The 22,323-nt window shown below is 64.1% G+C and carries 21 protein-coding genes and 1 pseudogene; 12 read left to right on the forward strand and 10 right to left on the reverse strand.

Annotated features, from left to right (window positions below; all coding sequences use genetic code 11):
- Nucleotides 1-1,030, reverse strand: a 1,030-nt coding sequence (gene mdlC / locus G3N58_RS12600; protein ID WP_205999303.1) for a benzoylformate decarboxylase, incomplete at its 3' end; no start/stop codon positions are given.
- A 132-nt stretch (nt 1,031-1,162) separates the two neighbouring features.
- On the opposite strand from mdlC, the gene G3N58_RS12605 reads away from it, so the two are divergent.
- The 5 genes from G3N58_RS12605 (at nt 1,163) to G3N58_RS12625 (ending at nt 7,605) form a co-directional block, all read left to right on the forward strand.
- The gene (locus G3N58_RS12605) at nt 1,163-2,080 is read left to right on the forward strand and encodes a LysR family transcriptional regulator (protein WP_205999304.1); all 918 of its coding nucleotides are present in this window, start codon (nt 1,163-1,165) and stop codon (nt 2,078-2,080) included.
- 199 nt (nt 2,081-2,279) lie between these two features.
- Complete coding sequence (locus G3N58_RS12610) at nt 2,280-2,969, forward strand: DUF969 domain-containing protein (protein WP_167039796.1); 690 nt, start codon at nt 2,280-2,282, stop codon at nt 2,967-2,969.
- Nucleotides 2,966-3,916: a DUF979 domain-containing protein gene (locus G3N58_RS12615; RefSeq protein ID WP_205999305.1), complete on the forward strand. Its 951-nt coding sequence runs from the start codon at nt 2,966-2,968 to the stop codon at nt 3,914-3,916. Before G3N58_RS12610 ends, G3N58_RS12615 begins: the two co-directional genes overlap by 4 nt.
- A 22-nt stretch (nt 3,917-3,938) precedes the next feature.
- Nucleotides 3,939-4,949, forward strand: a complete 1,011-nt coding sequence (locus tag G3N58_RS12620; protein ID WP_167039940.1) for a DUF2891 domain-containing protein — start codon at nt 3,939-3,941, stop codon at nt 4,947-4,949.
- Between the two features lie 274 nt (nt 4,950-5,223).
- Complete coding sequence (locus G3N58_RS12625) at nt 5,224-7,605, forward strand: DNA polymerase II (protein ID WP_205999306.1); 2,382 nt, start codon at nt 5,224-5,226, stop codon at nt 7,603-7,605.
- 35 nt (nt 7,606-7,640) lie between these two features.
- On the opposite strand, the pseudogene G3N58_RS12630 reads toward G3N58_RS12625, so the two are convergent.
- Nucleotides 7,641-7,843 (reverse strand): annotated as a pseudogene (locus tag G3N58_RS12630) (DUF2252 domain-containing protein); the annotation flags it as partial.
- A gap of 226 nt (nt 7,844-8,069) precedes the next feature.
- On the reverse strand, nt 8,070-9,035 hold the full coding sequence (gene ftrA / locus G3N58_RS12635; RefSeq protein ID WP_205999307.1) for a transcriptional regulator FtrA: 966 nt from the start codon (nt 9,033-9,035) through the stop codon (nt 8,070-8,072).
- A gap of 151 nt (nt 9,036-9,186) precedes the next feature.
- On the opposite strand from ftrA, the gene G3N58_RS12640 reads away from it, so the two are divergent.
- From G3N58_RS12640 to G3N58_RS12650, 3 genes are all read left to right on the forward strand, one after another.
- Nucleotides 9,187-9,645, forward strand: a complete 459-nt coding sequence (locus tag G3N58_RS12640) for a rhodanese-like domain-containing protein (RefSeq protein WP_205999336.1) — start codon at nt 9,187-9,189, stop codon at nt 9,643-9,645.
- A 132-nt stretch (nt 9,646-9,777) separates the two neighbouring features.
- On the forward strand, nt 9,778-10,323 hold the full coding sequence (locus G3N58_RS12645; protein WP_205999308.1) for a hypothetical protein: 546 nt from the start codon (nt 9,778-9,780) through the stop codon (nt 10,321-10,323).
- Between the two features lie 181 nt (nt 10,324-10,504).
- Nucleotides 10,505-11,314, forward strand: coding sequence for a hypothetical protein (locus G3N58_RS12650; RefSeq protein WP_205999309.1), 810 nt, complete (start codon nt 10,505-10,507; stop codon nt 11,312-11,314).
- A gap of 145 nt (nt 11,315-11,459) precedes the next feature.
- On the opposite strand, the gene dapA is transcribed toward G3N58_RS12650, so the two are convergent.
- The 4 genes from dapA to G3N58_RS12670 form a co-directional block, all read right to left on the reverse strand.
- Nucleotides 11,460-12,365, reverse strand: a complete 906-nt coding sequence (gene dapA, locus G3N58_RS12655; RefSeq protein ID WP_205999337.1) for a 4-hydroxy-tetrahydrodipicolinate synthase — start codon at nt 12,363-12,365, stop codon at nt 11,460-11,462.
- Nucleotides 12,366-12,886: 521 nt separating this feature from the next.
- The gene (locus tag G3N58_RS12660) at nt 12,887-13,381 is read right to left on the reverse strand and encodes a polymer-forming cytoskeletal protein (RefSeq protein ID WP_167039782.1); all 495 of its coding nucleotides are present in this window, start codon (nt 13,379-13,381) and stop codon (nt 12,887-12,889) included.
- A 114-nt stretch (nt 13,382-13,495) separates the two neighbouring features.
- The gene (locus tag G3N58_RS12665) at nt 13,496-13,888 is read right to left on the reverse strand and encodes a hypothetical protein (RefSeq protein ID WP_167039780.1); all 393 of its coding nucleotides are present in this window, start codon (nt 13,886-13,888) and stop codon (nt 13,496-13,498) included.
- Between the two features lie 7 nt (nt 13,889-13,895).
- The gene (locus G3N58_RS12670; protein WP_205999310.1) at nt 13,896-14,879 is read right to left on the reverse strand and encodes a M23 family metallopeptidase; all 984 of its coding nucleotides are present in this window, start codon (nt 14,877-14,879) and stop codon (nt 13,896-13,898) included.
- 578 nt (nt 14,880-15,457) lie between these two features.
- Between G3N58_RS12670 and G3N58_RS12675 the strand changes: the two genes are divergently transcribed.
- Complete coding sequence (locus G3N58_RS12675; protein ID WP_205999311.1) at nt 15,458-16,747, forward strand: aspartate carbamoyltransferase; 1,290 nt, start codon at nt 15,458-15,460, stop codon at nt 16,745-16,747.
- A gap of 43 nt (nt 16,748-16,790) precedes the next feature.
- Here G3N58_RS12675 and G3N58_RS12680 read toward each other — a convergent pair whose 3' ends face one another.
- Nucleotides 16,791-17,633, reverse strand: coding sequence for an alpha/beta hydrolase family protein (locus tag G3N58_RS12680; RefSeq protein WP_167039774.1), 843 nt, complete (start codon nt 17,631-17,633; stop codon nt 16,791-16,793).
- A gap of 1,055 nt (nt 17,634-18,688) precedes the next feature.
- On the opposite strand from G3N58_RS12680, the gene G3N58_RS12685 reads away from it, so the two are divergent.
- From G3N58_RS12685 to G3N58_RS12695, 3 genes are all read left to right on the forward strand, one after another.
- Entirely contained in the window at nt 18,689-19,585 is an 897-nt protein-coding gene (locus tag G3N58_RS12685) for a glycine zipper family protein (RefSeq protein WP_205990640.1), read from the forward strand.
- A 13-nt stretch (nt 19,586-19,598) separates the two neighbouring features.
- The gene (locus G3N58_RS12690; protein WP_167039771.1) at nt 19,599-20,276 is read left to right on the forward strand and encodes a hypothetical protein; all 678 of its coding nucleotides are present in this window, start codon (nt 19,599-19,601) and stop codon (nt 20,274-20,276) included.
- 236 nt (nt 20,277-20,512) lie between these two features.
- On the forward strand, nt 20,513-21,088 hold the full coding sequence (locus tag G3N58_RS12695; protein WP_205990642.1) for a DUF4863 family protein: 576 nt from the start codon (nt 20,513-20,515) through the stop codon (nt 21,086-21,088).
- Here the strand turns inward: G3N58_RS12695 and G3N58_RS12700 are convergent.
- Together G3N58_RS12700 and G3N58_RS12705 are read right to left on the reverse strand one after the other, a co-directional pair.
- Complete coding sequence (locus tag G3N58_RS12700) at nt 21,079-22,050, reverse strand: LysR substrate-binding domain-containing protein (RefSeq protein ID WP_205999338.1); 972 nt, start codon at nt 22,048-22,050, stop codon at nt 21,079-21,081. The two genes, G3N58_RS12695 and G3N58_RS12700, sit on opposite strands and share 10 nt — an antisense overlap.
- A complete protein-coding gene (locus tag G3N58_RS12705; protein ID WP_167039767.1) occupies nt 22,050-22,265 on the reverse strand; it encodes a hypothetical protein in 216 nt (71 codons plus the stop codon). The genes G3N58_RS12700 and G3N58_RS12705 overlap by 1 nt, the downstream gene beginning before the upstream one ends.
- Between the last annotated feature and the right edge of the window lie 58 nt (nt 22,266-22,323).

Here is a 22,323-nt window from a genome sequence, read left to right on the forward strand (position 1 = left end):
TGGCGCGCGCCAGCAGGTCCTGCACGCCGAGCCGCACGTTGCCGACCGCGGCGATGCCCTGCGGCGTCCATGCAGCCACACCCGGATCGTCGATCAGTTGACATAGCTGCGCGCCCGGCGGCACATGCGGGCCATGTCCTTCGATGTGATACGTGAACGCGGGCGCGCCGATCACGAAGATCGCATCGTGCCCGTCGAGCAGGTCGACGATACGCTCGCGCATCGCGGGCAAAAAACCGCCGAACAGGCGATGCGTTTCGGGGAAGCTGCAACGTGCGCTCATCGGCGCGACATAGACGCGCGCGCGATGGCGCTCCGCCAGTTGCACGACGTCCGCCGCCGCATCGGCGCGATCGACCGCGCCGCCGACCACGAACGCGGGCCGCTCGCACGCGTCGAGCAACGCGCCGATGCGGGCGAGCATTGCCGCATCGGGGCGCATGACCTGCGCGACCTCGCGCTCCGGCACGCGTTCGGCGGGCTGATCCCAGTCGTCGGCGGGAATCGACACGAACACCGGGCCGCGCGGCTCCTGCATCGCAATCGCGTAGGCGCGCGCGATCGCGAGCGGCACGTCCTGCGCGCGCGCGGGCTCGATGCTCCACTTCACATAGGGCTTCGGCAATTCGGTCGCCTGGGTCGCGGCGAGAAACGGATCGAACGGCAGGATCGAGCGGGCCTGCTGGCCCGCCGTGACGACGAGCGGCGTGCGGTTGCGAAACGCCGTGAAGATGTTGCCCATCGCATTGCCGACGCCCGCCGCCGAATGCAGGTTCACGAGCGCCGCGTTGCCGGTGGCCTGCGCATAGCCGTCGGCCATGCCGACCACCACGGCTTCCTGCAGACCGAGCACATAGCGGAAATCGGCGGGGAAATCGCGAAACATCGGCAACTCGGTCGAGCCCGGGTTCGCGAAGATCGACGTCATGCCGACGCGGCGCGCGAAGTCGATGACCGCGTCGCGCACGGTCCATTGCGGGTGATTGCCGGGATTCTGCTGCGCAGCGTGGGCTGTCACGTGGGCTGTCATGCGATGTCTCCTGTTTTTTATAAGTACAACACGTCGGCGCGAAAAATCGGCGCAACAAAACGAACGGCCATTATCCCGACGGTATGGGTAGCCGGAAATTGCCTTATTTGAAAAAAGGCATTACCTTTTGGCATGACTTACAACCTGCAGCAACTTCAGGCGTTCGCGGCGATCGTCGCAAGCGGCAGCCTCGGCCGCGCGGCGGATGCGCTGCACGTCACGCAGCCCGCGCTGAGCCGGACCATTCGCCGTCTCGAGGAACAGGTCGGCGCCCCGCTGTTCGAGCGGCATTCGCGCGGCATGCATCTGACCGAGGTCGGCGCGGTGCTGCTGCCGCATGCGCTTCTGTTGCAACGCGAGGCCGAACAGGCGCGCGAGGAAATCGACGCGCTGCGCGGGCTCGCGCGCGGCACGATCCGCGTCGGCGCGGCAGGCAGCATCGCGAGCCTCGTGTTGCCGCTCGCGGTGGGCCGCGTGCTCGACAAGTGGCCGAATCTGCGCGTGGAGATCATCGAGGGCGTGTGGGACCGTCTCGCCGACGCGCTCGTCAGGCGCGAGATCGACCTCGCGCTCAGCGTAGCCGTGCCCGATAGCGACGAAATCACGGCGATCGCCGATTGCCGCTGGGAAGACGCGAGCTATGTGGTCGCCGCGCCCGATCATCCGCTGCGGCGCAAGCCCGGTCTCACACTCGCCGATACGCTCGGCGAGCGCTGGGCGATTCCGCCGCGCGGCACCGGGCCGTTCGAGCAGATGCAGAGCGTGTTCGCCGAGCACGGGCTCGGGCTGCCGAACGTGGTCGTCGAAACGCGTTCGATCACGGTGCTGAAGAGCCTCGTCGCGCGTTCGGGTTTTCTGGGCTGGATGGCTGCGCCGATGTACGTGACCGAGAGCAAGGCCGGCGTATTCGATACGCTCGGCCTGCCCGGCGTGGCCGGGCGCCGCACGCTGACCGCGTTCCGGCGCCGGCAAGGCATTCTGCCGAGTCCGGCCGTGAAGCTGCTCGAACAGTTGCGGCAACTGACGGCCGAGGAAATCGGCGTGGAGTGACGGTGGGGTTGGCGAATCTTGGCGTTTACCCTGTGAAAATATTTTCTCGCCTATTTATCGATAAATTATCGTGCTAGATTCCGTCGCCGTGCCGGCAGGCGCGCGGGTTCGCTGATCGCCGGGCCATCGTTCATCCGCCGCATCGTCATCGCGCAACGCGCCGGTAACCGGGCGTCGCCGCAACCAGAAGGAGAGCCGCATGTGGGTTTTGATTGGCGTGCCGATCGTGGTGCTCGGCTTCGCATTGCGCTTCAACGCGCTGCTGGTGGTCACGCTCGCGGGCATCGCGACCGGGGTGGCCGGCGGCCTGCACCCGGTCGAGATCGTCAGCGCGTTCGGCAAGGCCTTTGCCGATAACCGCTACATGGGCCTGATCTGGCTCACGCTGCCGGTGATCGCGCTGCTCGAACGCAACGGCTTGAAGGAACAGGCGCGGCATCTGATTTCACGCCTGCAGGCCGCCACCACCGGCCGCGTGCTGATGCTCTACTTCGTGATCCGCCAGATCACGGCGGCGCTCGGCCTCACCTCGCTCGGCGGCCACGCGCAAATGGTACGGCCGCTGATCGCGCCGATGGCCGAAGCCGCCGCCGCGAACCGTCACGGCGAATTGCCCGAGGCGGTGCGCCAGCAGATTCGCGCGAACGCATCGGCGGTCGACAATATCGCCGTGTTCTTCGGCGAGGACATCTTCATCGCGATCCAGTCGATCCTGCTCATCAAGGGCTTTCTCGAACAGAACGGCGTCTTCGTCGAACCGTTGCAGGTCTCGGTGTGGGCCATTCCGACCGCGATCGCCGCGCTCATCATTCACGTGATCCGCCTGATCCTGCTCGACCGCAATCTGTCGCACAAAATGAGCGCCTACAAACGGAGCGCCGCGCGATGATCAAGCTCGAATCCCTCTACGTCCTCGCCGGTTTGATGTTCGCCGCGTTCGCGCTGTTCAATCTGCGCGACCGCTCGAATCCGCGCCGCGTCATCAACTTTCTGTTCTGGGGCATTTACGCGCTCACGTTCCTGTTCGGCGCGGAATTGCCGCACTTCGTGACAGGCTGCCTCGCCATCGCGCTCGCCCTGATCGCGGGCTCCGGCAAGCTCGGACGAGGCCACACCGACAGCAACGGCGAAGCCGCCGCCGCGCGCCGCGAGGCGAATGCGCGGCGCTTCGGCAACAAGCTGTTCGTGCCGGCGCTGCTGATTCCGCTCATCACGCTGGCCGGCACGCTCACGCTCAAATACGTCCCCTTCGTCGAGACGAAGAACGTCACGCTGATCTCGCTCGTGCTCGGCACGCTGGTCGCATTCGGCGCGGCGCTCTTCATGCTGCGCGACTCGCCCGTGCATGCGCTGAAAGATGCGCGCCAAACCATGGACACGGTCGGCTGGGCCGCGATCCTGCCGCAGATGCTCGCGGCGCTCGGCGCGCTGTTCGCGGTCGCGGGCGTCGGTCACGTGGTGTCGGATCTCGTGAAAACGTGGATTCCGGTCGACTCGGCGTTCGCGGTGGTCGCGGCCTACACGTTCGGCATGGCGATCTTCACCATGATCATGGGCAACGCGTTCGCCGCGTTTCCTGTGATGACGGCCGGCATCGGCCTGCCGCTGATCGTGCATCAGTTCAACGGCAACCCCGCGATTCTCGGCGCGATCGGCATGCTGTCCGGCTTCTGCGGCACGCTGATGACGCCGATGGCCGCCAACTTCAACATCGTGCCCGCCGCGCTGCTCGAACTGAAAGACCAGAACGGCGTCATCAAGGCACAATGGCCGACCGCTTTACTCCTGTTGGTTGTCAACACCATACTGTTGTACCTGTTCGTATTCCGCTTCTGAGGAGCCGCCGATGACCGCGCCGTTGCCGCAACAACTCACCCGCGAATTCGCGTCGAAATTCGCCAACCTCGCGCTCGCCCACCTCACGCGCGAGTATCCGAACAAGCTCACGCACGCGCTTGCCGGCGCGCAGGACGTGCAGGGCCCGCGCGCGCTGCACCCGATCTTCTACGGCAGCTACGACTGGCATTCGTGCGTGCATGGCTACTGGCTGGTTCTGCATCTGCTCGAACGCTTCCCCGATCTGCCCGAGGCCGCACGCATCGTCGCGGTGGCCGACGAGCATTTCACCCACGCGAACGTGGCCGGCGAACTCGCGTATCTCGACCTGCCGCACAACCGCGGCTTCGAGCGTCCCTATGGCTGGGCATGGCTGCTCGCGCTGAGCGCGCAGCTCGAAGCGCTGAAGATCTCCGAGGCTGCGCGCTGGTCGAAGACGTTCGCGCCGCTCACGGCTACCTTCGTCGAACGCTTCGAGGAGTTTCTGCCGAAGGCGACTTATCCGCTGCGGGTCGGCACGCACTTCAACATGGCTTTCGCGCTGGCGCTGACGCTCGATTTCGCGCGGCAAACCTCGCGCACGTCGCTCGAAGCGCTGATCGTCAGCACCGCCGAGCGCTGGTTCCTCGACGACGTCGCCTGCCAGGCATGGGAGCCGTGCGGCGACGAATTTCTCTCCCCTTCGCTGATGGAAGCGGAACTGATGCGGCGCGTGCTGCCGTCCGCGCAATTCGTCGACTGGTTTGGCCGCTTTCTGCCGGACCTCGGCGCGAAGAAGCCCGCGACGCTGTTCGAGCCCGCCATCGTGACCGATCGCAGCGACGGCAAGATCGCCCACCTCGACGGTCTCAATCTGAGCCGCGCGTGGTGCCAGCGCTCGCTCGCGCGCGTGCTGCCGGCTGGCGACGTACGCCGCACGGTGCTGTTCGAAAGCGCCGAGCGCCATCTGCATAGCGCGCTCGCGCACGTGGCCGGCGACTATATGGGCGAGCATTGGCTCGGCACGTTCGCGACGCTCGCGCTCGAAGCCTGAGCGGGTTTTCCGTTCGACGTGCCTTGCGCAGGCGCGCCGCCTGGTCCGTTTGGTCCGTTTGATTCACCTGGTCCATTCAGGAGCGCCTTTTTTATTTCGCCCGTTTAACGCAGGCCGTTGCCTCACCTGCACGACTTCGTTTTACTGCGTCGCTCTACATCCGCACTCCGCGCCCTTCTTCGGCCATCGCGGCCAACGCTTGCGGCGGTAAAATCGCACAAGGCGATCAAGCCCGTCGAGAGGTAGAGCGAAGAGGCGTAAAAGAGGTGCGAGTTTGACTGAGTTCGAGCAGGGTTTCATTTTGACCCGGCATTGGCGGGACACGCCCGCCGGCACGGAAATCGAATTCTGGCTGGCCACGGATAGCGGGCCGCGCCATATCCGTTTGCGCCTTCAGCCTTCGGTCGCCTTCATTCCCGGCGAACATCGCGAGCGCGCCGAGACGATTCTGCGCGAGGACAAGCAGCACGAACTGCGGTCGCTCGAATTGCGCGACTTCCAGCAGCGTCCGGTGATGGGGCTTTACTGCCCGCAATACCGGCAGTTGAAGGGCCTCGAAAAACGCCTGAAACAAGGCGGTATCGACGTCTACGAAGCCGATATCCAGCCGCCCGAGCGCTACATGATGGAGCGCTTCATCACCGCGCCCGTGTGGTTCAGCGGCGAGCCGCAGCCCAAAGGCCCGCTTCTGAACGGCGAATTGAAACCGGCCAACGGTTATCGTCCGCCGTTGAAGCTCGTGTCGCTCGACATCGAAACGAGCGTGCATGCCGAGCTTTATTCGATCGCGCTCGAAGGTTGCGGCGAGCGCCAGGTGTATATGCTCGGCCCGCCTAATGGTAACGACAGCGACGGCGACGCCGGCGCGCTCGACTTCAGGCTCGAATACTGCGAAACGCGCGCCCAGCTGCTCGAAAAACTGATCGCGTGGATGGAGTTGCATGATCCCGATGCGATCATCGGCTGGAATCTCGTGCAGTTCGATCTGAAGGTGCTGCAACAGCATGCGCAACAGTATCGCGTGCCGTTGCGCATCGGCCGCGGCGGCGCCGTGATGGAGTGGCGCGAGCACAGCGTCACGCGCAATCACTTTTTTGCGGGCGTGGCGGGTCGTCTTGTCATCGACGGTATCGAGGCCTTGCGCTCGGCGACGTGGAGCTTTCCGTCGTTCAGCCTCGAATACGTGTCGCGCTCGGTGCTCGGCGAGGGCAAGGCGATCGACAACCCGTATCAGCGCATGGATGAAATCCAGCGCCGCTTCGACGAAGCCAAGCCAGAACTCGCACGCTACAACCTCAAGGATTGCGAACTGGTTACGCGCATCTTCGCGAAGACCGAACTGCTGTCGTTTCTGCTCGAACGCGCGAGCGTGACCGGCCTCGCCGCCGATCGCAGCGGCGGCTCGGTCGCGGCGTTCACGCATCTGTATATGCCGCGCATGCATCGGCAAGGCTATGTCGCGCCGAATCTCGGCGACGTCGCCGGCGCCGCGAGCCCCGGCGGCTTCGTGATGGATTCGCGGCCCGGCCTCTACGACTCCGTGCTCGTGCTCGACTACAAGAGCCTCTATCCGTCGATCATCCGCACGTTTCTGATCGACCCGCTCGGTCTCGTCGAAGGCCTGCTGCATCCCGACGACGAACACTCGGTGCCGGGCTTTCTCGGCGCGCGCTTTTCGCGCACGCGCCACTGCCTGCCGTCGGTCGTCGCGCAGGTCTGGGACGCGCGCGAAGCGGCCAAGCGCGAGCACGACAAGCCGCTCTCGCAGGCCCTGAAGATCATCATGAACGCGTTCTACGGTGTACTCGGTTCGACCGGCTGCCGCTTTTTCGATCCGCGCCTCGCGTCGTCGATCACGATGCGCGGCCATGAAATCATGCACACGACGCGCGAATGGATCGAGGCGCAAGGCTACGAAGTGATCTACGGCGATACCGATTCGACCTTCGTGTGGCTCAAGCACGCGCGCGACGAGGACGCCGCCGCGCGCATCGGCCGCGCGCTCGTCGACCATATCAACGCGGCGTGGCGGCAGACCTTGCAGGCGCGCTTCGGACTCGACAGCGCGCTCGAACTGCAATTCGAGCGGCACTACCGGCGCTTTTTCATGCCGACCGTGCGCGGCACCGAAGAAGGCAGCAAGAAGCGCTATGCGGGTCTCAGCGTGGCCGCGGACGGCAGCGAGGAAGTGGTCTACAAGGGGCTCGAAACCGTGCGCACGGACTGGACACCGCTTGCGCAACAGTTTCAGCAGGAGCTGTACCGGCGCATTTTCAAACAGCAGCCGTATCAGGATTACGTGCGCGACTATGTGCGCGATACGCTCGCGGGCGGGCTCGACGATCAACTCGTGTATCGCAAGCAGTTACGCCGCCCGCTCGCCGCCTACGAGCGCAACGTGCCGCCGCACGTGCGCGCGGCACGCGTCGCCGATGACTTCAATCGCGCGCAGGGACGTCCGCTGCAATATCAGAACGGCGGCTGGATCAGCTACGTGATGACGATCGCCGGGCCCGAGCCGCTCGAAACGCTGCGCTCGGCGATCGACTACGAGCACTATCTGACGCGGCAATTGCAGCCGGTTGCCGACGCGATTCTGCCTTTGCTGCGCGACGATTTCACGAGGTTGATGTCGGGGCAAAGGGAGTTGTTCTGAGTGGCGATGTTGCGGATCTCGCGTGGCTGCGAGGCTATCGCACCGCGATCATAAGCCTCGCAATACGCTTTCCAGCTGGCGCCACCTGCGCCTCGCATTGCGCGAGATCGATCAGCGGCAACTGCCAGTCGTGCCGGTTGCCGAATGCGATCAGGTCATCGGCGATCACCGACTTCTGCCCGCCGCCGCTGCGCAGATGCGCCCACGCGCTCAATTCGGCCATGCTGTCGATCACTGCCATCAGACCTGCCCGTATTCGAAGGCCCTGCATCGAAGCGTGGATGTGCAGACCGCGCTGGTTTGATGCGCTTTTCAGAAAGCGCTGCCCTCAGGTCCACCTGAGGGGCCACCTAAGGGGCCACCTAAGGATCGACCTGAAAATCCACCCGAACCTCACAGCCCCTAAACCGGCATTGCGCAATCCTGACACCACCCGGATCGCGTAATCCACCGCCACCCGGCACTCAACCTGCGTCCCGCGCCCCAAACTTGCGCCGGTACGCCCCCGGACTCGTCAGCGCAATGCGCCGGAAATGCCGCCGCAGCGATTCTTCCGAGCCGAACCCCGCCAGTTCCGCGACGCGCGCCATCGGCAACGGCGACAGCGCTTCGAGCAGTTCGCGCGCAATCGCGACGCGCTCGCGCACGAGCCAGTCGTACGGCGCCATGCCGGTCGCGTCGCGAAATTGCCGTTGCAGCGTGCGCGTGCTCATCGCGGCACGCTCGGCGAGCGAGCGCAGCGTGTGCGGCTCGGCGGGATGGCGGCGCACCCAGTCCATCAGCTTCGCGAGACGCCCGCTTTCGTCGTGCGGCACCGGTCGCGGCACGAACTGCGCCTGCCCGCCCTCGCGATGCGGCGGCACCACGAGCCGTTGCGCGACGCGGTTCGCGATCGCGCTGCCGTGGTCGCGCCGCACGAGGTGCAGCAGCATGTCGAGCCCGGCCGCCGATCCCGCCGACGTGATGATCCGCCCTTCGTCGACATAGAGCGCGTCGGGTCGCACGCGCAGATGCGGATAGCGCTGCTGCAGTGTCTCCGCATAGCGCCAGTGCGTCGTGACGGTCTTGCCGTCGAGCACGCCCGCTGCCGCGAGCACGAACACACCCGAGCAGATCGAGCAGAGTCGCGCGCCACGCTCGTAGGCGGCGCGGATTGCGCTCAGCAGCGCGGCGGGCGGTGCTTCGTCCGCGTCGCGCCAGCCCGGAATCACAATCGTGTCGGCTTGTGCGAGCAGCGTCAGCGTATGCGGCGCGCCGATCGTAATGCCGCCCGCCGCGCGGATCGGCCCCGGCTCGGCCGCGCAAACCGCGAAGCGATACCAGGGCACGCCGAGTTCGGGACGTTCGAGCGCGAACAGTTCGGTCACGCAGCCGAATTCGAAGGTGCAGAGCCGATCGTAGGCCAGCGCGACAACGAGATGGTTTTGCATGGCGCGATGTTACCGGATATTGACAATTACGCCACTTATCCGCGTATGGGCCGAGCGGCACAATCAAACCGCCTGATCGCACCGCAGCCCCGCCCGCCGACAGGCCATCCGCTCAACCCTGCCATCGCGCCTAGCCATGTCCGACACTTCCATGCCTTCCAGCCGCACCGCCGACAGCGACGGCACCAACGTCACTAATCGCGCCAACGCCGTCACCGCGATCCCCGCCGCCGACAGCACCGCCGCGCTCGCCCACTTCCAGGCGTCGCTGCAATTCGAAACCGATTGTTCCGACGTCCACACCGCGCTCGCGAGCGGCGCGCCCGGCTTCGTGCTGCTCGACGTGCGCAGTCCCGCGCTGTTCGCCCAGGGCCACGTGCCGGGCGCGCTCAATCTTCCGCATGGCAAGATCGTCGCGTCGAAGCTGGCCGGCTATCCCGCCGACACGCTCTTCGTCACCTATTGCGCGGGCCCGCACTGCAACGGCGCGGCGCGCAGTGCCCTGCGGCTCGCGCAACTCGCGCGCCCCGTCAAGCTGATGGCCGGCGGCGTCACCGGCTGGCTCGACGAAGGCTTCGCGCTGAGCCGTCCCGAGGCAGCGCTGCCATGACGCGCCGCCGGGGCTTGCTGCCATGGTCCGCCAACGCGATCTGCGAGCGTGATTCGCCGCTGCGACTCGCCCCCGTGATCCACCGCTGAAACACGCCGCAAAGCCCGGCCCGGCCGCCATCCGCGCCCAATCGTGCCGGCTCGCGAAGGCATCTCGATTTGTCTAAATAAAAGCCGCGAACTGCCGATAACAGGTCAAACCGCCCTTCTCCCGGCGGTTGGACCCCATATGCTGAGTTCCCACCCTTTCTGGTTCGTCGCTATTTCGTTCGTGGCCGTGGCGCTGGCGTCGTCCGGCGCGCCCGAACTGACGGACCGCATGTTTCTGCTTGCGCCGATGCCGCTGCGGCACGCGTGGCGGCTCGCCGACGCGCTCGCGGCGACGGCCTGCCCGCTCGCGCGCGCCACCTCGACGGCCACGCCTCGGATCGCGCGCGCGCCCGGCAAACCCAATCCACTCGATCTTTCGCGCAAACGTTTCGCTGCCGCGTTCGCACATCCTTTCGAAATGGCAACACGGGCCGCGGACGTCGAGACGAAATCGCAGGCCGACCAGCCGCCCTCGACGACGCGCAACGCCAGCAACACATGCAACGCAATGCCAGGCGTCCTGCCCGGCCAGCCAGTCAACGCCGGCGACTTCGGCGCCATGCTCAGGGGGAGAACAATGGCCGCGTGAGCACGCCACGCGTTGAAACGAGCTTCGCAACGACTTTTCAGAATGATTTCCCCGAAACGACTTCGGGATGACATAAAAGCATGTTGTCGTCAGTTTTCATGACGATTGGGCAGACGCCCGGCCGCAACGACGGCTACGACGGCAACGCACAAAACAAAACAGGCAAGGTGTTGGAGATTTCATGACTTTCGACGTAGCGACGTATACCTCGTTGTGGCTGATCACGTTCCTCTGCTGTGCGCTCATCACCACGGCGCTGTCGCGCATGTTCCCGCAGGTCGTCGCATTCCGTTTCTGGGCCGTCGGGTTCTATCTGAACGGCGCGTCGTCGGCCTGCTTCGCGTTGCATCTGACGTGGCGGCACGGTGTGTTTCTCGTGCTCGGCGCAACGTTCGCGCTGCAATGCCGGATCCTGATCTGGTGCGGCCTGCGCAAGCTGCTCGGCATTCGCGCGCCGTGGCGCACCGGGCTCGCGCTGTCGCTGCTGTTCTGCGCGCTCTATGGCGGCGCGCTCGCGTATCCGCTGCCGATTCTCTTCCGCGCCGCGCTGCTCGCGCTGTTCTTCCTGCCGTGCCGCCTCGGCACGCTTTACGACATCTGCCGGCCGCGCCGCACGCATCTCAGCCCGGCACGCTCTATCGCGGCGACCGGCGCCATGCTCGCGTCGCTCAATACAATCCTGCCGCTCGTGCTCGCGCTGCTGAACCGCACCAACCTGTCGCTCGTGCTCGCCAATCCGCGCACGACGTCGGCGTTGTACGCCTTCGTCTTCGCCGGCGACCTGCTGCTCGCGAGCGGCCTGATCGTGCTCGCGTTCAAGCTGCTGAGCGTCGAGCGCAACATGCTTGCCACGCTCGATCGCAGCGCGTCGGCGCACCGCGCGGCACGCCGCGCCATGCGCGCGCTGCGTCAGTCGACGGAGACACTCGGGGCGGCCCGCGTGCATCACGACGATGTCGGATATGCGCCGACGGCAGCCGGCACGATTTGAGAAAGCACGGGCCGGTATGAACCGGGTCTAGGCCGGGCATGGGCCGGCCAGCCCGCGCTTCTCGGCTTCGGATCACCGCTTTACGCCACGGCCGCGCGTCGCGGCTTCGTGCCGCGACCTCATGCCGCCGCTTAGCCCTGCCGCTTTACCTCCGTTCGCCCTCTGCGCTCGCGACGAGCGCTTCGAGCCGCCGCGCCAATGCGTCGCTCGCAGGCGTCATCGGCATGCGCAACTCGTTGCGGATCCAGCCTTCGGCCGCAAGCATCGCCTTGACCGGCGACGGATTCGGCTCGACGAACGCAAGCTCGATCTGCGGCACGAGCGCCTGAAAAATCCGCCGCCCGTCGTCGAGCCGCCCATCGGCGAGCGCACGATGCAGCGCGACGAAACGCTCGGGCCGCACATGCGCGGCTGCCGCAATCGCCCCGCTGCCGCCAAGACACAGCGTACCGAAGATCTCGAGGTCGTTGCCGGCCAGCACCTGCAAGCGAGCGTCGCGAATCAACGCAAGCGTTGTGTCGAGCGAGCCCGCGCAATCCTTGATCGCCCGAATCCGCGGATGCGCGGCCAGCGTGAGCAGCGTGTCGAGTTCGAGCCGCACACCGGTGCGCTGCGGAATGTCGTACAGCACGACGGGTTGCGCACTCGCGTCGGCCAGCGCGCTGAAATGGCCGACGATACCGGTTTGCGCAGGCCGCGTGTAATACGGCGCGGCAATCAGCACGCCCGCGATCGGCAGCGGATTCAACTGTTCGATGCGCTCGCGCATGCTCGCCGTGCCATTACCCGACACGCCGACCAGTACCGGCAACGCGTGCCGCTGCGGGGTCGCGTCAGCGGCAACCTGCACCGCGTCGAGAATCGTCGCGAGCACGGCATCCTGTTCGGCGGCGTCGAGCGTGGCCGGCTCGCCGGTCGTGCCGAGCGCGACGAGACCGGCCACGCCGGCGTCGGCATAGCGGCGCACGAGCGCGCGCAAGGCGGCGTGATCGACCGCGCCGTCGGCGAACGGCGTAATCAGCGGAATCCAGATACCCGAGAAATCAGACATGTTTTCTACCTCGATGACGACCGTATCGAATCCGGTCAGCGGTGCGAGGAAGAAAGGAGAAAGCTGGGGGGCGGTCAACCGGTCGTTCCGTCGCACATCTGACGACGGAACAGCGTGCTCCGGTCAGATGAGCGGCTGTTTTTTGGCTTTGGCGTGCACGTTGAGCGAAGCGTCCATGCGTGCGAACTCCACGCTCGCGAAAGCGGTGCGGACGGAGGTCGACGGACGGAGTCGGAACGTGGAGCCGGAGTGCATGAACCGCAGTGTAACCGCGATAGCGCCACAGCAGGTGCAATCCGGCATGGCATGCGGGTTCGTCTTCACCGGTGACCTGCTGCTCGCGAGCGGCTGAATCGTGTTCCTCTGTTCAAGCGGCCGAGCGTCGAGCGTGACATGCTCGCCACGCTCGGGCGCGGCGCGTCAGTGCATCGGTGCGTCAGTGCGTCGGCACACCGCGCCGTGCGCGTGCTGCGTCAGCCGAAGGAGACGCCCGGCGAGGCGTGCGGACACCAGGCCCGGCATCACCCCCGCTCAGCCTTCGACGGAGACGGTTTGAGTTCGGCGGGGCGAACTTCGCGAGGTTCGCTCTCGCGCAGCATGACCCGCACCGGTTCGCTGCCTGCGGCCGGACGTGCCAGCAGCGGCTGAGCCGGCTCGCATTTCTTGAGCTTGCCTTCGACCGAAGCGCCGCAATCCATCTGCAACTGCTGGTAATAGATATTGCCGGTCACATGCGCATTACCCTGCAGTTCGACGAAGTGATCGGCCGTCAGATCGCCCACGATCCGGCCATTGACCACCACGTCATAGCAGTGCACGTTGCCCTCGATCGAGCCTCGATCGCTCAGGACGAGCAAGGTCTGACTGCCGGCCGCGCCGCTGACGTTGCCTTTGATATGGCCGTCCATGCGCAACCCCTCGCTGAACTGAAGATCGCCGGTAATTCGCACGTCTTCTGCGATCAACGTGGCAAGCCTCGAGCGCTCGATACCTGCGTTTTTTTTCTTGCTGAACATCACGGTTTCCCCGAAAAAAGCCGCCGCTCAGGCTTTGGCGACGGCGACTCGACTCCACTACAGCACGGCATCATGGTCATGCCGCGCCTCTGCGGCAGCCGTGCATTGTTTCGCTCAGCGACGCGGCGCCGTCGCGCGGGCGGTGCCCTGCTCGCGCAGAAACGCCAGCTCGGCGCCGAGCCTCGCGACCTCGGCGGCGGCGCTGTCGGCCGTCTTCTGCACCGCGCCGCGCGCCGCCGACTCTTCGGCCAGCGCGAGCCTCAGGCGAAGCACTTCCGCCTGCCGGCTGCCGGCGTCCGCGCTCGCCACGGCGCATCGATCGCACGGCTCGTGCGGCCCGCGAGCCTGGCCCATCTGCCACGCCTTCAGCGCGAACGCGCCGGCACACGCGCTCAGCATGCAGACCACGGCCCAGACGGCCATGCGCCACGCCAGCGGCCGCGTGGGACGCAGCGTATAGCCGTGGCGGCTCAAACTCATCGTCACGCGCGAGGTGTGACCGCCCATGCGCCGCTTAACCATGAGCCGGCGGCGCAAACAGCGCGAGATAAGCGACGGGATTGACGACCTCGCCATTGACCCGTACTTCGAAATGCAGATGCGGACCGGTCGAGCGGCCGGTCGAGCCGACATCACCGATATGCTGTCGCGGCAGCACCAGTTCGCCCGCATGCACGACGAGCCGCGAGGCATGGCCGTAACGCGTGACGAACCCGTTGCCGTGATCGATGTCGATGGCGTTGCCGTAGCCCGATTTTTCGCCGGCGAAGATGACGCGGCCGCCGGCGGCCGCGAGGATCGGCGTCCCTGTGCCGGCAACCAGGTCGACGCCAGGATGGAAGCTCAAACGATGCGTGAACGGATCGCTGCGATTGCCGAACGGCGAGCCGAAGCGCGCTCCGTCGACCGGCATGCGGCCGGGAAACGCGGCATAGACGACGGCATGCCGGGCCGTCTGCCGTTCCAGTTGCGACAGCGTCGCGTCGATGCAGCTCAGTTGCTCGCGCGTGCGCTGCGCATCGGCACGGCCGCGTGCCTGCCCGGCAAGTTCATCGCAGCCGCGCGGCGGCAATGCGGGACCGCCTTCGCCGTCGGTGGCGGACATGTCGGATTCGCCATCCGATGCGGCACTGGCCGGCGCGGCGGAGCGTGGCATGGCCGGGCGCCGGGTCGGCTGCAGCGTGCTCAAACGCGTTTCGAAGTCGCGCAGCGTATCGACCTCGGCGGTGAGCCGCGCAATCCGCGGTTCGATCTGCGCGACCGACGCGTTCAGTTCGCCGAGTTGCGCGATCCGGTAGTCGCGTTCGACGTGATTTTCCTGCGGGACGACAGCGGCCTCATGAACCGGCCAGTGCATGCCGATCGCGATACCCGCGCCAACGGCCACGACGGCGGTGCCGCACGCCGCGCCCAACGCGAGCGATAACGCGGTACGACGCGTGACGAATCGCAGCGAGCCGCTTGCCAGTCCGCTGCCCAGCCGGAACGGGGCGGCCATTAGCGACGCCCGGCGCGCGTGCGGCCTCGCGCGCGAAGCGGCGCATGCGCGAGACCTCGCATGCGCGGAAACAGCCCATCGGCATGAGCCTCGATGCCACGCGCAGCCAGTGCGGCGCGCCGGGTAAAACGGAACTGCGGAGAGAACGGCGAAGGGATCAGCGGCATTGGATTCATACGGTATCGGCCGGATAAAACCGGAGGCGATAAAAGACGAAGCTGGCGATTATCACCTGGGATTGCCAGGCTCTATCTCAAATACAGGACGGGGCCTGGAGAGACATGCGCGATGCGCAGCGAATGGAGCAACGCGTGGCGTTCGAAGCGTGTGTTGCGCGCTGCGCCATGTCGTGCGGTACGAGCCGATGCGCGTTCGCGTCGGTCGGCACACGGGCATGACCGGCGATGCGCCGCTGCGCGTGCAAGGTGCAAGACCGCGCGGTAATCGGCGGCGCCGTTCGGGCGGCGGCCCGCCCCGCGAGAAAACGCTTGACTTCTGGCGTCCAGAAACTAATATACGCAACGCGTATATTTTTACCTCGCCCTTCCCGCCGATTCCTTTTTCCGACAGGTGCCCTCATGAGCGTTCCGCAACAAGCCTTCCTACGCGATGCGATGCGTCGCCTGAACATGACGCGCGATACGTTCGCGAGCCGTATCGGCGTATCGCGGCGGGCGCTCGATACGTGGCTGCTGCCGGACGACTCGCAGGAATCGCGTGCGATGCCGGAAATCGTCGAGCGCTTCGTGTCGGAAATCGTCAACGCGGAGCCCGGTGAAAAATATACGCAAAGCGTAGACTCGCAATCGCTGGCGAGCCAGATGCTGTTCGAGGGCAGGCCGCAGTTGCTGTCGGTCGATCAGTTCTCGCGCGACTCGGTCGAGACGCTCTTTCGCGTCGCCGACATCATGCAGCCCATCGCGCGACGCCGCAAAATCTCGCGCGTGCTCGAAGGCGCGGTGCTCGGCAATCTGTTCTTCGAAGCCAGCACGCGTACGCGCGTGAGTTTCGGCGCGGCGTTCTGCCGGCTCGGCGGCTCGGTCTGCGACACCACGGGCTTCACGTTTTCGTCGATGGCGAAGGGCGAATCGATCTACGACACGAGCCGCGTGATGAGCGGCTACGTCGACGCGCTCGTGATCCGCCATCCGGAGCAAGGCTCGGTGGCCGAATTCGCGCGCGCGACCAACGTGCCGGTCATCAACGGCGGCGACGGCCCCGGCGAGCATCCGAGCCAGGCCCTGCTCGACCTCTACACGATCCAGCGCGAGTTTTCGCGCCTGGGCAAGATCGTCGACGGCGCGCATATCGCGCTGGTCGGTGACCTCAAATACGGCCGCACCGTGCACTCGCTCGTGAAACTGCTCGCGCTGTACCGTGGCATCAAGTTCACGCTGATCTCGCCGCCGATGCTCGAAATGCCGGGCTACATCATCGAGCAGATTTCGCGCAACGGCCATGTGATCGAGCAGACGCACGACCTGCGCAACGGCCTCGCCGGCGCCGACGTCGTGTACGCGACGCGCATCCAGAAGGAACGCTTCACCGACGAATCGTTCGAAGGCTACACGCCCGACTTCCAGATCAACCAGGCGCTCGTCGACAGCATCTGCGGCGCCGACACGCTCATCATGCATCCGCTACCGCGCGACAGCCGGCCCGGCGCGAACGATCTGAGCGTCGACCTCAACCACGACTCGCGGCTCGCGATTTTCCGGCAAACCGACAACGGCATTCCGGTGCGGATGGCGATTTTCGCGGTGCTGCTCGGCGTCGAAAAGCAGGTTCAGCATTCGATGCGCGATGCCGCATGGCGCCCGCCCGTGTATCTCGGCCCGGATGACGCGGTGTTTCACGGCATCGACTGAGAGCGAGCCCGCTGCCGGTTCTGCTTACGGCATCATTGGCGAATCAGGCTGCGGCGCCCGCTTGCGCCGCGTGTCTGAACATGCCGGCAAAGAACAGCACCTGATACTGCACCGCGTTCGACCAGTACTGCCAGGTATGTCCGCCTGGCCGCTCGGCGTAATCGTGCGGCACGCCGAGTTCGACGAGCCGCTCGTGCAGCAGCCGGTTCGATTGCACCAGCGAATCGTTGACGCCGCAGTCGATCGTCAGCGCGATATGCTCGCGGCCGAAATCCTGCGCGCTCGCGACGATCGCTTCGCTGTTCCAGAAGTCGGCATCTTGCGACGGATCGCCGAAAACCTGGTCGATGCCGGGTTCGTCTTCGCAGCCGCGCGGGTCCACCGCGCCGCTGATGCTGCCCGCCGCACCGAATTCGCCGGGCCGGTCGAGCGCGATGCGCAGCGCGCCGAATCCGCCCATGCTCAGGCCCGTGATCGCGCGCGCCTGCTTCGCCGCGATCGTGCGGAAATGTCCGTCGATATAGCTCACCACTTCGGTGCCGACATAGGTCTCGTAACGGCTGCGAGGATCGACGGGACTATCGATGTACCAGCTCTCGTGCCCGCCGTCGGGCATCACGAGAATCACGTGATAGCGGTCGGCCAGTTTGCCGATATGCGAATTCGCGGTCCAGTCGGTATTGTCGCCGCCCGAACCGTGCAGCACGTAGACGACCGGAAAGCGCTTGTCCGCATTGCCGCGCGCGTACTGATCGGGCAGCACGACCGTCGCATCGAACGAACGATGCATCGCCACGCTCGGAATCGCGACGACGCGTGTCTGAAATGCCCATACCGGCGACGCAATCAGCATCAGAATGAGCCAGAACGCACGAACTGGATTCATGGTGGGTCGCTCTCCGCTTCGCTTTCATTCGTCAGGCATGCGAATAAAGTCATTGCGCATGCGTCGGCCAATGTCTCCCGACGACTTTAGCAAGAGCGACTTACAACCGTATTTCAGCGAAACATACGGTCCGTCAGGGGCAGGGCGTTGTGGGACAGGTCGTGCCAGAGATCTTCGGTGTTCGGCGTATTTCGGGCTTTGTGGACGGGCGGTGACGCTGCGCATCAAAATCGCCCCATTAAATGGAAACACGGCAAGACGACAGACACGCCCCTCATAAATAGGCATTTGAAATCGAGATAGACAGCGTTTTTGTCAGTCTTTGTGAAAATCGTTCTATCTCGATTTTTCCGTGTTGACCCGATCGTTTTTCCATGATGAGGTAGCGGACTTCTCAAGCTGCCTGGGAATCAAACTTGCGCAGCCGGATATCGATATTCACGGCTGTTGACGTTACCCATAGTGAGGCAAAGTGAAGCGCTACGTACTCAGGAAAGGAGACAAATCGACCAATGGCGGCATCGTTACGGAGGGAATTGAAACTGCACCGATCATGGTGTGCCGATAACCTATCTTGGCGCGCAGGTCTGGTGTAGCGGTTGCCAGTCTGTTGGTCATATTGAACCAACTGGGCCGCGCCACCGCGCAGTCAGATACGGCAAACAGGAAGCACTAGACGGGGACATTTGCCTGTGCAAATGCTGCCCGCCACCCATCCTTCATACATCGCAAAGCCACTCATTGTACGGTTTCCAAGCTCATGGACTGGAGCCAGTGGAATATGACGCTCGCGGTCAGGCACTGCCAACCGATCCAACCGGCGATTTTGACGAGCGAGTGCGCATCATCGACGCTAACGCGTCGAGCACTCGTCGCGACGCCGTATCACATACGAACGGCGAGCGGCGCAGTCTACCAGGGTGTAACGGATTCTCTTGGCTACTGTCCACGCGTCTATACCAACAACATATCGCGACTCGATATTGCAGTCGGGATTCGTGCGCTGGAGCGCTGGACAATCGCTTCATGACTAAAGTGCCGGAGCACTGAAGATAATGGGAAATTACGTTTATCAAACCAACACCAATCGGAGAGCAAACTCTCAATACGATGTGCTTGGGCATCCTATGCCCGCAAAGGTATTCATCTTTGTCGTCGTTGACGAACCTGGACAGGATGGTTTTCTCGTTCGCCAATGCTACGCTGACGTTGACAACCCCTATCTGCAAGAGTTGAAACTTGGTGAGTTGGGAAATTTGCGAGAGGTGTACCCGGAAAAATATGGGCTATGGGGAAAAGGATCTGGCTCGGGTGCAACGATCGCAGAGCATGTAATGGGTGAAGAAAGAGTCACAAGCTTTTCCTCTACAAGATCAGACTTTCCGGGTGGTGCAACCCGTTTTGATGGGAAAACAGTCTATATCGACATCGCAAAGGCGAAGCGCTCCGGCGCGCGACTTGTTACCGGTCAACAAATTCGTGCCGCACTGGACGAATACGCCCAACAGAATCCACATTTGAAGAAACGAATAGAGACGATACGCGGCTATTCGGAAGCCCTGGATAGGGAAATCCTGATACAACCCCATCCCAGCGTGCCGCCATCAGGCGTGTTCACACCGGAGGGATTGGGTGGGACGCGGGGCCTCGTGAAATACGTGCGCGTGGTACAGGTATTTTGCATTGCATTCACCGCTTATGATCTTTCGGTGGCAATCGGGCAATCGTTTAAGACAACGTCGGTTCGCCCCATCGAAAAGGAAGTTGTGCGACAGATGGGCGGCTGGGGTGGCGCGATAGCTGGTGCCAGGATCGGTGCAATTGCCGGGACCATGATTGGTGTCGAGACAGGACCGGGAACCGTGATTACGGGTCTGATTGGCGGAATAGTTTTCGGAACGATAGGCTATCTCGGCGGAAGCTTCGCCACCACGAAGATGCCGACGCATTAACAGGGAAATCAGCGTGTTCTCATTGCAACGAATAATCGACGATATCGGTCGCAAGCGGCAAGAGCGGCGCTTTGCTTCGCAGTCGCAAAACCGGCTGACGGAAGTCATCGAGCACGTCTTCGGAGCCGATATCGACAAACTGAAGGAGATATTTCCATCGTCCGGCATAGTCACGATTCTCGACGACTTCCCCGCTTACATCGAGATTCGCCCTCTTCGCGATATCGGCGTCAATGCCTTTCTCGTGAGTCAGACTATCGAGGTTGCCCAAATGCCGCGTTACGTCATGACTATTCGCAACGGTCGCGAGGAAACAGAGTGGCAACACTATAACAACGACCATCTGCATACTTTCCTCAAGCATGACCAGGAACTTGCGGGATTCAATATGCGGCTCCTGACCAACGACATTGCCTTGATCCGGCAACTCGCTGACGCACGATTCAATCCCCCTTGCCCATGGATCGCATTCTATGAGCTTGGCCCGATTGCAGGCTCCTTACAGGGTAACGCCGAATACTGGTATCACCACGTCTGGGACCGGTACTGGGAAGCGCTCAGTCTCCACGAACAGTCTGAGTTTCTTGCAAGGAAGCGACAGGAAACCATTAGCTACATGTCCGAGAGTGAATGGCGGGATTGGATAAGCGGACTCAGATTCCGCGATCCAAGAACACGCGACTCACCATGAATGGCTCGGCAAGAACGTCAGGCACATCCCGCTTCCCGCATTCAACCGAACCCGCCCCATCATGCACGCCATGCATAGTCATCTTGCAAGAGTTTCCCTTCTTCGGCGCACACGCCTGTGGCATCGTCATATCGCGCTGCAACGTATCGAGCTTCGCACTTCCCCCAGGGAAGAGGTGAGCGCGCCGCGCTCCACATATCGAATGCTCATGACGATCAATTCAAGGAGAAACCAGCATGTCCCACCCCCAACAATTCAGTGGCAAGGATGAACTTATCGCCCGTTGCATCCCCTTTCTGGAAGAGGTCAAAGACATCACGACGAGCACGGAAGTCGAACAATGGCTGAATACCCGCTATGGCGTGGATAGCGAGTTGTACCAGGATCTGTCGCGTCTGATCCGGCTCGGCGTGAAGGAAGGCTGGGCGGCCGACGTCGAAGTCGGCGGCCCACGCTATCGCCGTGCCCGGCTCGTCACGCCCTCCGCCGAGACGTTCTATTTCAGCATCACCGCGGTTCTGATAGACAGCTCGGACAACACCCAGAACAATCCCGAAGGCAGCTTTCGCGGCGACTACCACGCGCATCCGTATGGCGAGTTCAACATGGTCGTGCCGCTCGACGAAGGCGCCGCGCTGATGGGCCCGAACGGCTGGTGCCACGCCGGCTGGACAGCCCCGGCCCCGGGCAGCAGCCACTATCCGGAAGCGAGAGGCGGCGCCGTCATCGCCCTGTTCTTCCTGCCCTCGGGACGAATTTCCTACGATGCAAAGCCGCCGCAAGCTCGAACGTCAGACGCGCTTCACGCCTGAACCTCGCTGACCACGTCCTCGATCTGCCGCCTGAGCCACTGTAGTGCTGCGTCGTTGTCATTGCGCTCGTGCCAAACGACTCGTACCTCTTCGCTCGGGCACGCGTAGGGCGTCGCGCGCGTCGTCAATTCTCCCTGGCTCTCCATCTCGCGCCCGAGTGGCAATGGAACAAGCGCGAGCATGTTGCTGGAACGCAGGAGTGCCGGCATGGCCAGCGCGTGCGCGACCGCCACGCGCACGCGCGGCGACTCGCCGCGCGCCGCGTAGGCACGATCGAGTGCATCGCGGTTGAACATCTCGGACTGCCTGGCAAGACCGCGTTCGAGAATAAAGCCGCTTACCGCGCCCTCTTCTTCCCCGCCGAGCGAGATGGTCGCGAGCGGGTATTCGAGCAGATCATCGAGCGTAAGCGGCCGCCCGGCGAGCGGATGATCGCGATGCATCAGCAAAACATCGGTCTGCTCCCAGATCGTCATCCAGCGCAAGCGCGACGGAATCTCCGCGAAGATGCCGACCGCGATATCGATGCGGCCCACATCGATCTGGCCGGCGAGATCGAGGCGTGTCGACGGCCGGACGACGAGATCCGTCAGCGGCGCTTGCGCGCTCAGACGCTGGCTGAGTCGCCCGAGCAACAGCGAGGTGATGTAGTCGTTGGCCGCGACGACAAACTTGCGCTGCGCGTCGGCCGGTTCGAATGCGGCGACGCCCAGCGCCAGCTTGATCTGCTGAAGCGCACCGCGCAACGGGCCTGCCATGTCCATCGCGCGCGCGGTGGGCTGCATGCCCTTGCCGGTACGCACGAAAAGATCGTCGTTGAGGACCTGGCGCAGGCGTGCCAGTGCATGGCTCACTGCTGACTGGCTCAGGTGCAGGCGCTTGCCCGCAAGCGCGAGACTGCGCTCCTCGAATACCGCGTCGAAGACGCGCAGCAGGTTCAGGTCGATGTTATCCAGAGACATCATGCGGCTCCGTGCGCTGGCCGGCCGGTAGGCACTGCCCTAGCATCGTTGACGTTCGGCATGGATTCAATGCGGCACGCTGCGTCCAGCAGCGCCCTGTACGGCACGCAGGCAGCGCCGCCATCTGCGGCAGAAATCAACGCGTCGCTCGTGCGCGCGAGCACGTCGAGTTCGCCGCGCTCGCCATCGTGTGGCACGTAATTGACGATAGGCATGACATCTTTCCCTGGTCGACTGAAGCAAGCGCGTCAGCTTACCAGGATTCCATGCAAA

The sequence above is a fragment of the Paraburkholderia sp. Ac-20342 genome, assembly GCF_017104985.1.
In the GTDB taxonomy this organism is placed as follows: Bacteria; Pseudomonadota; Gammaproteobacteria; order Burkholderiales; family Burkholderiaceae; genus Paraburkholderia.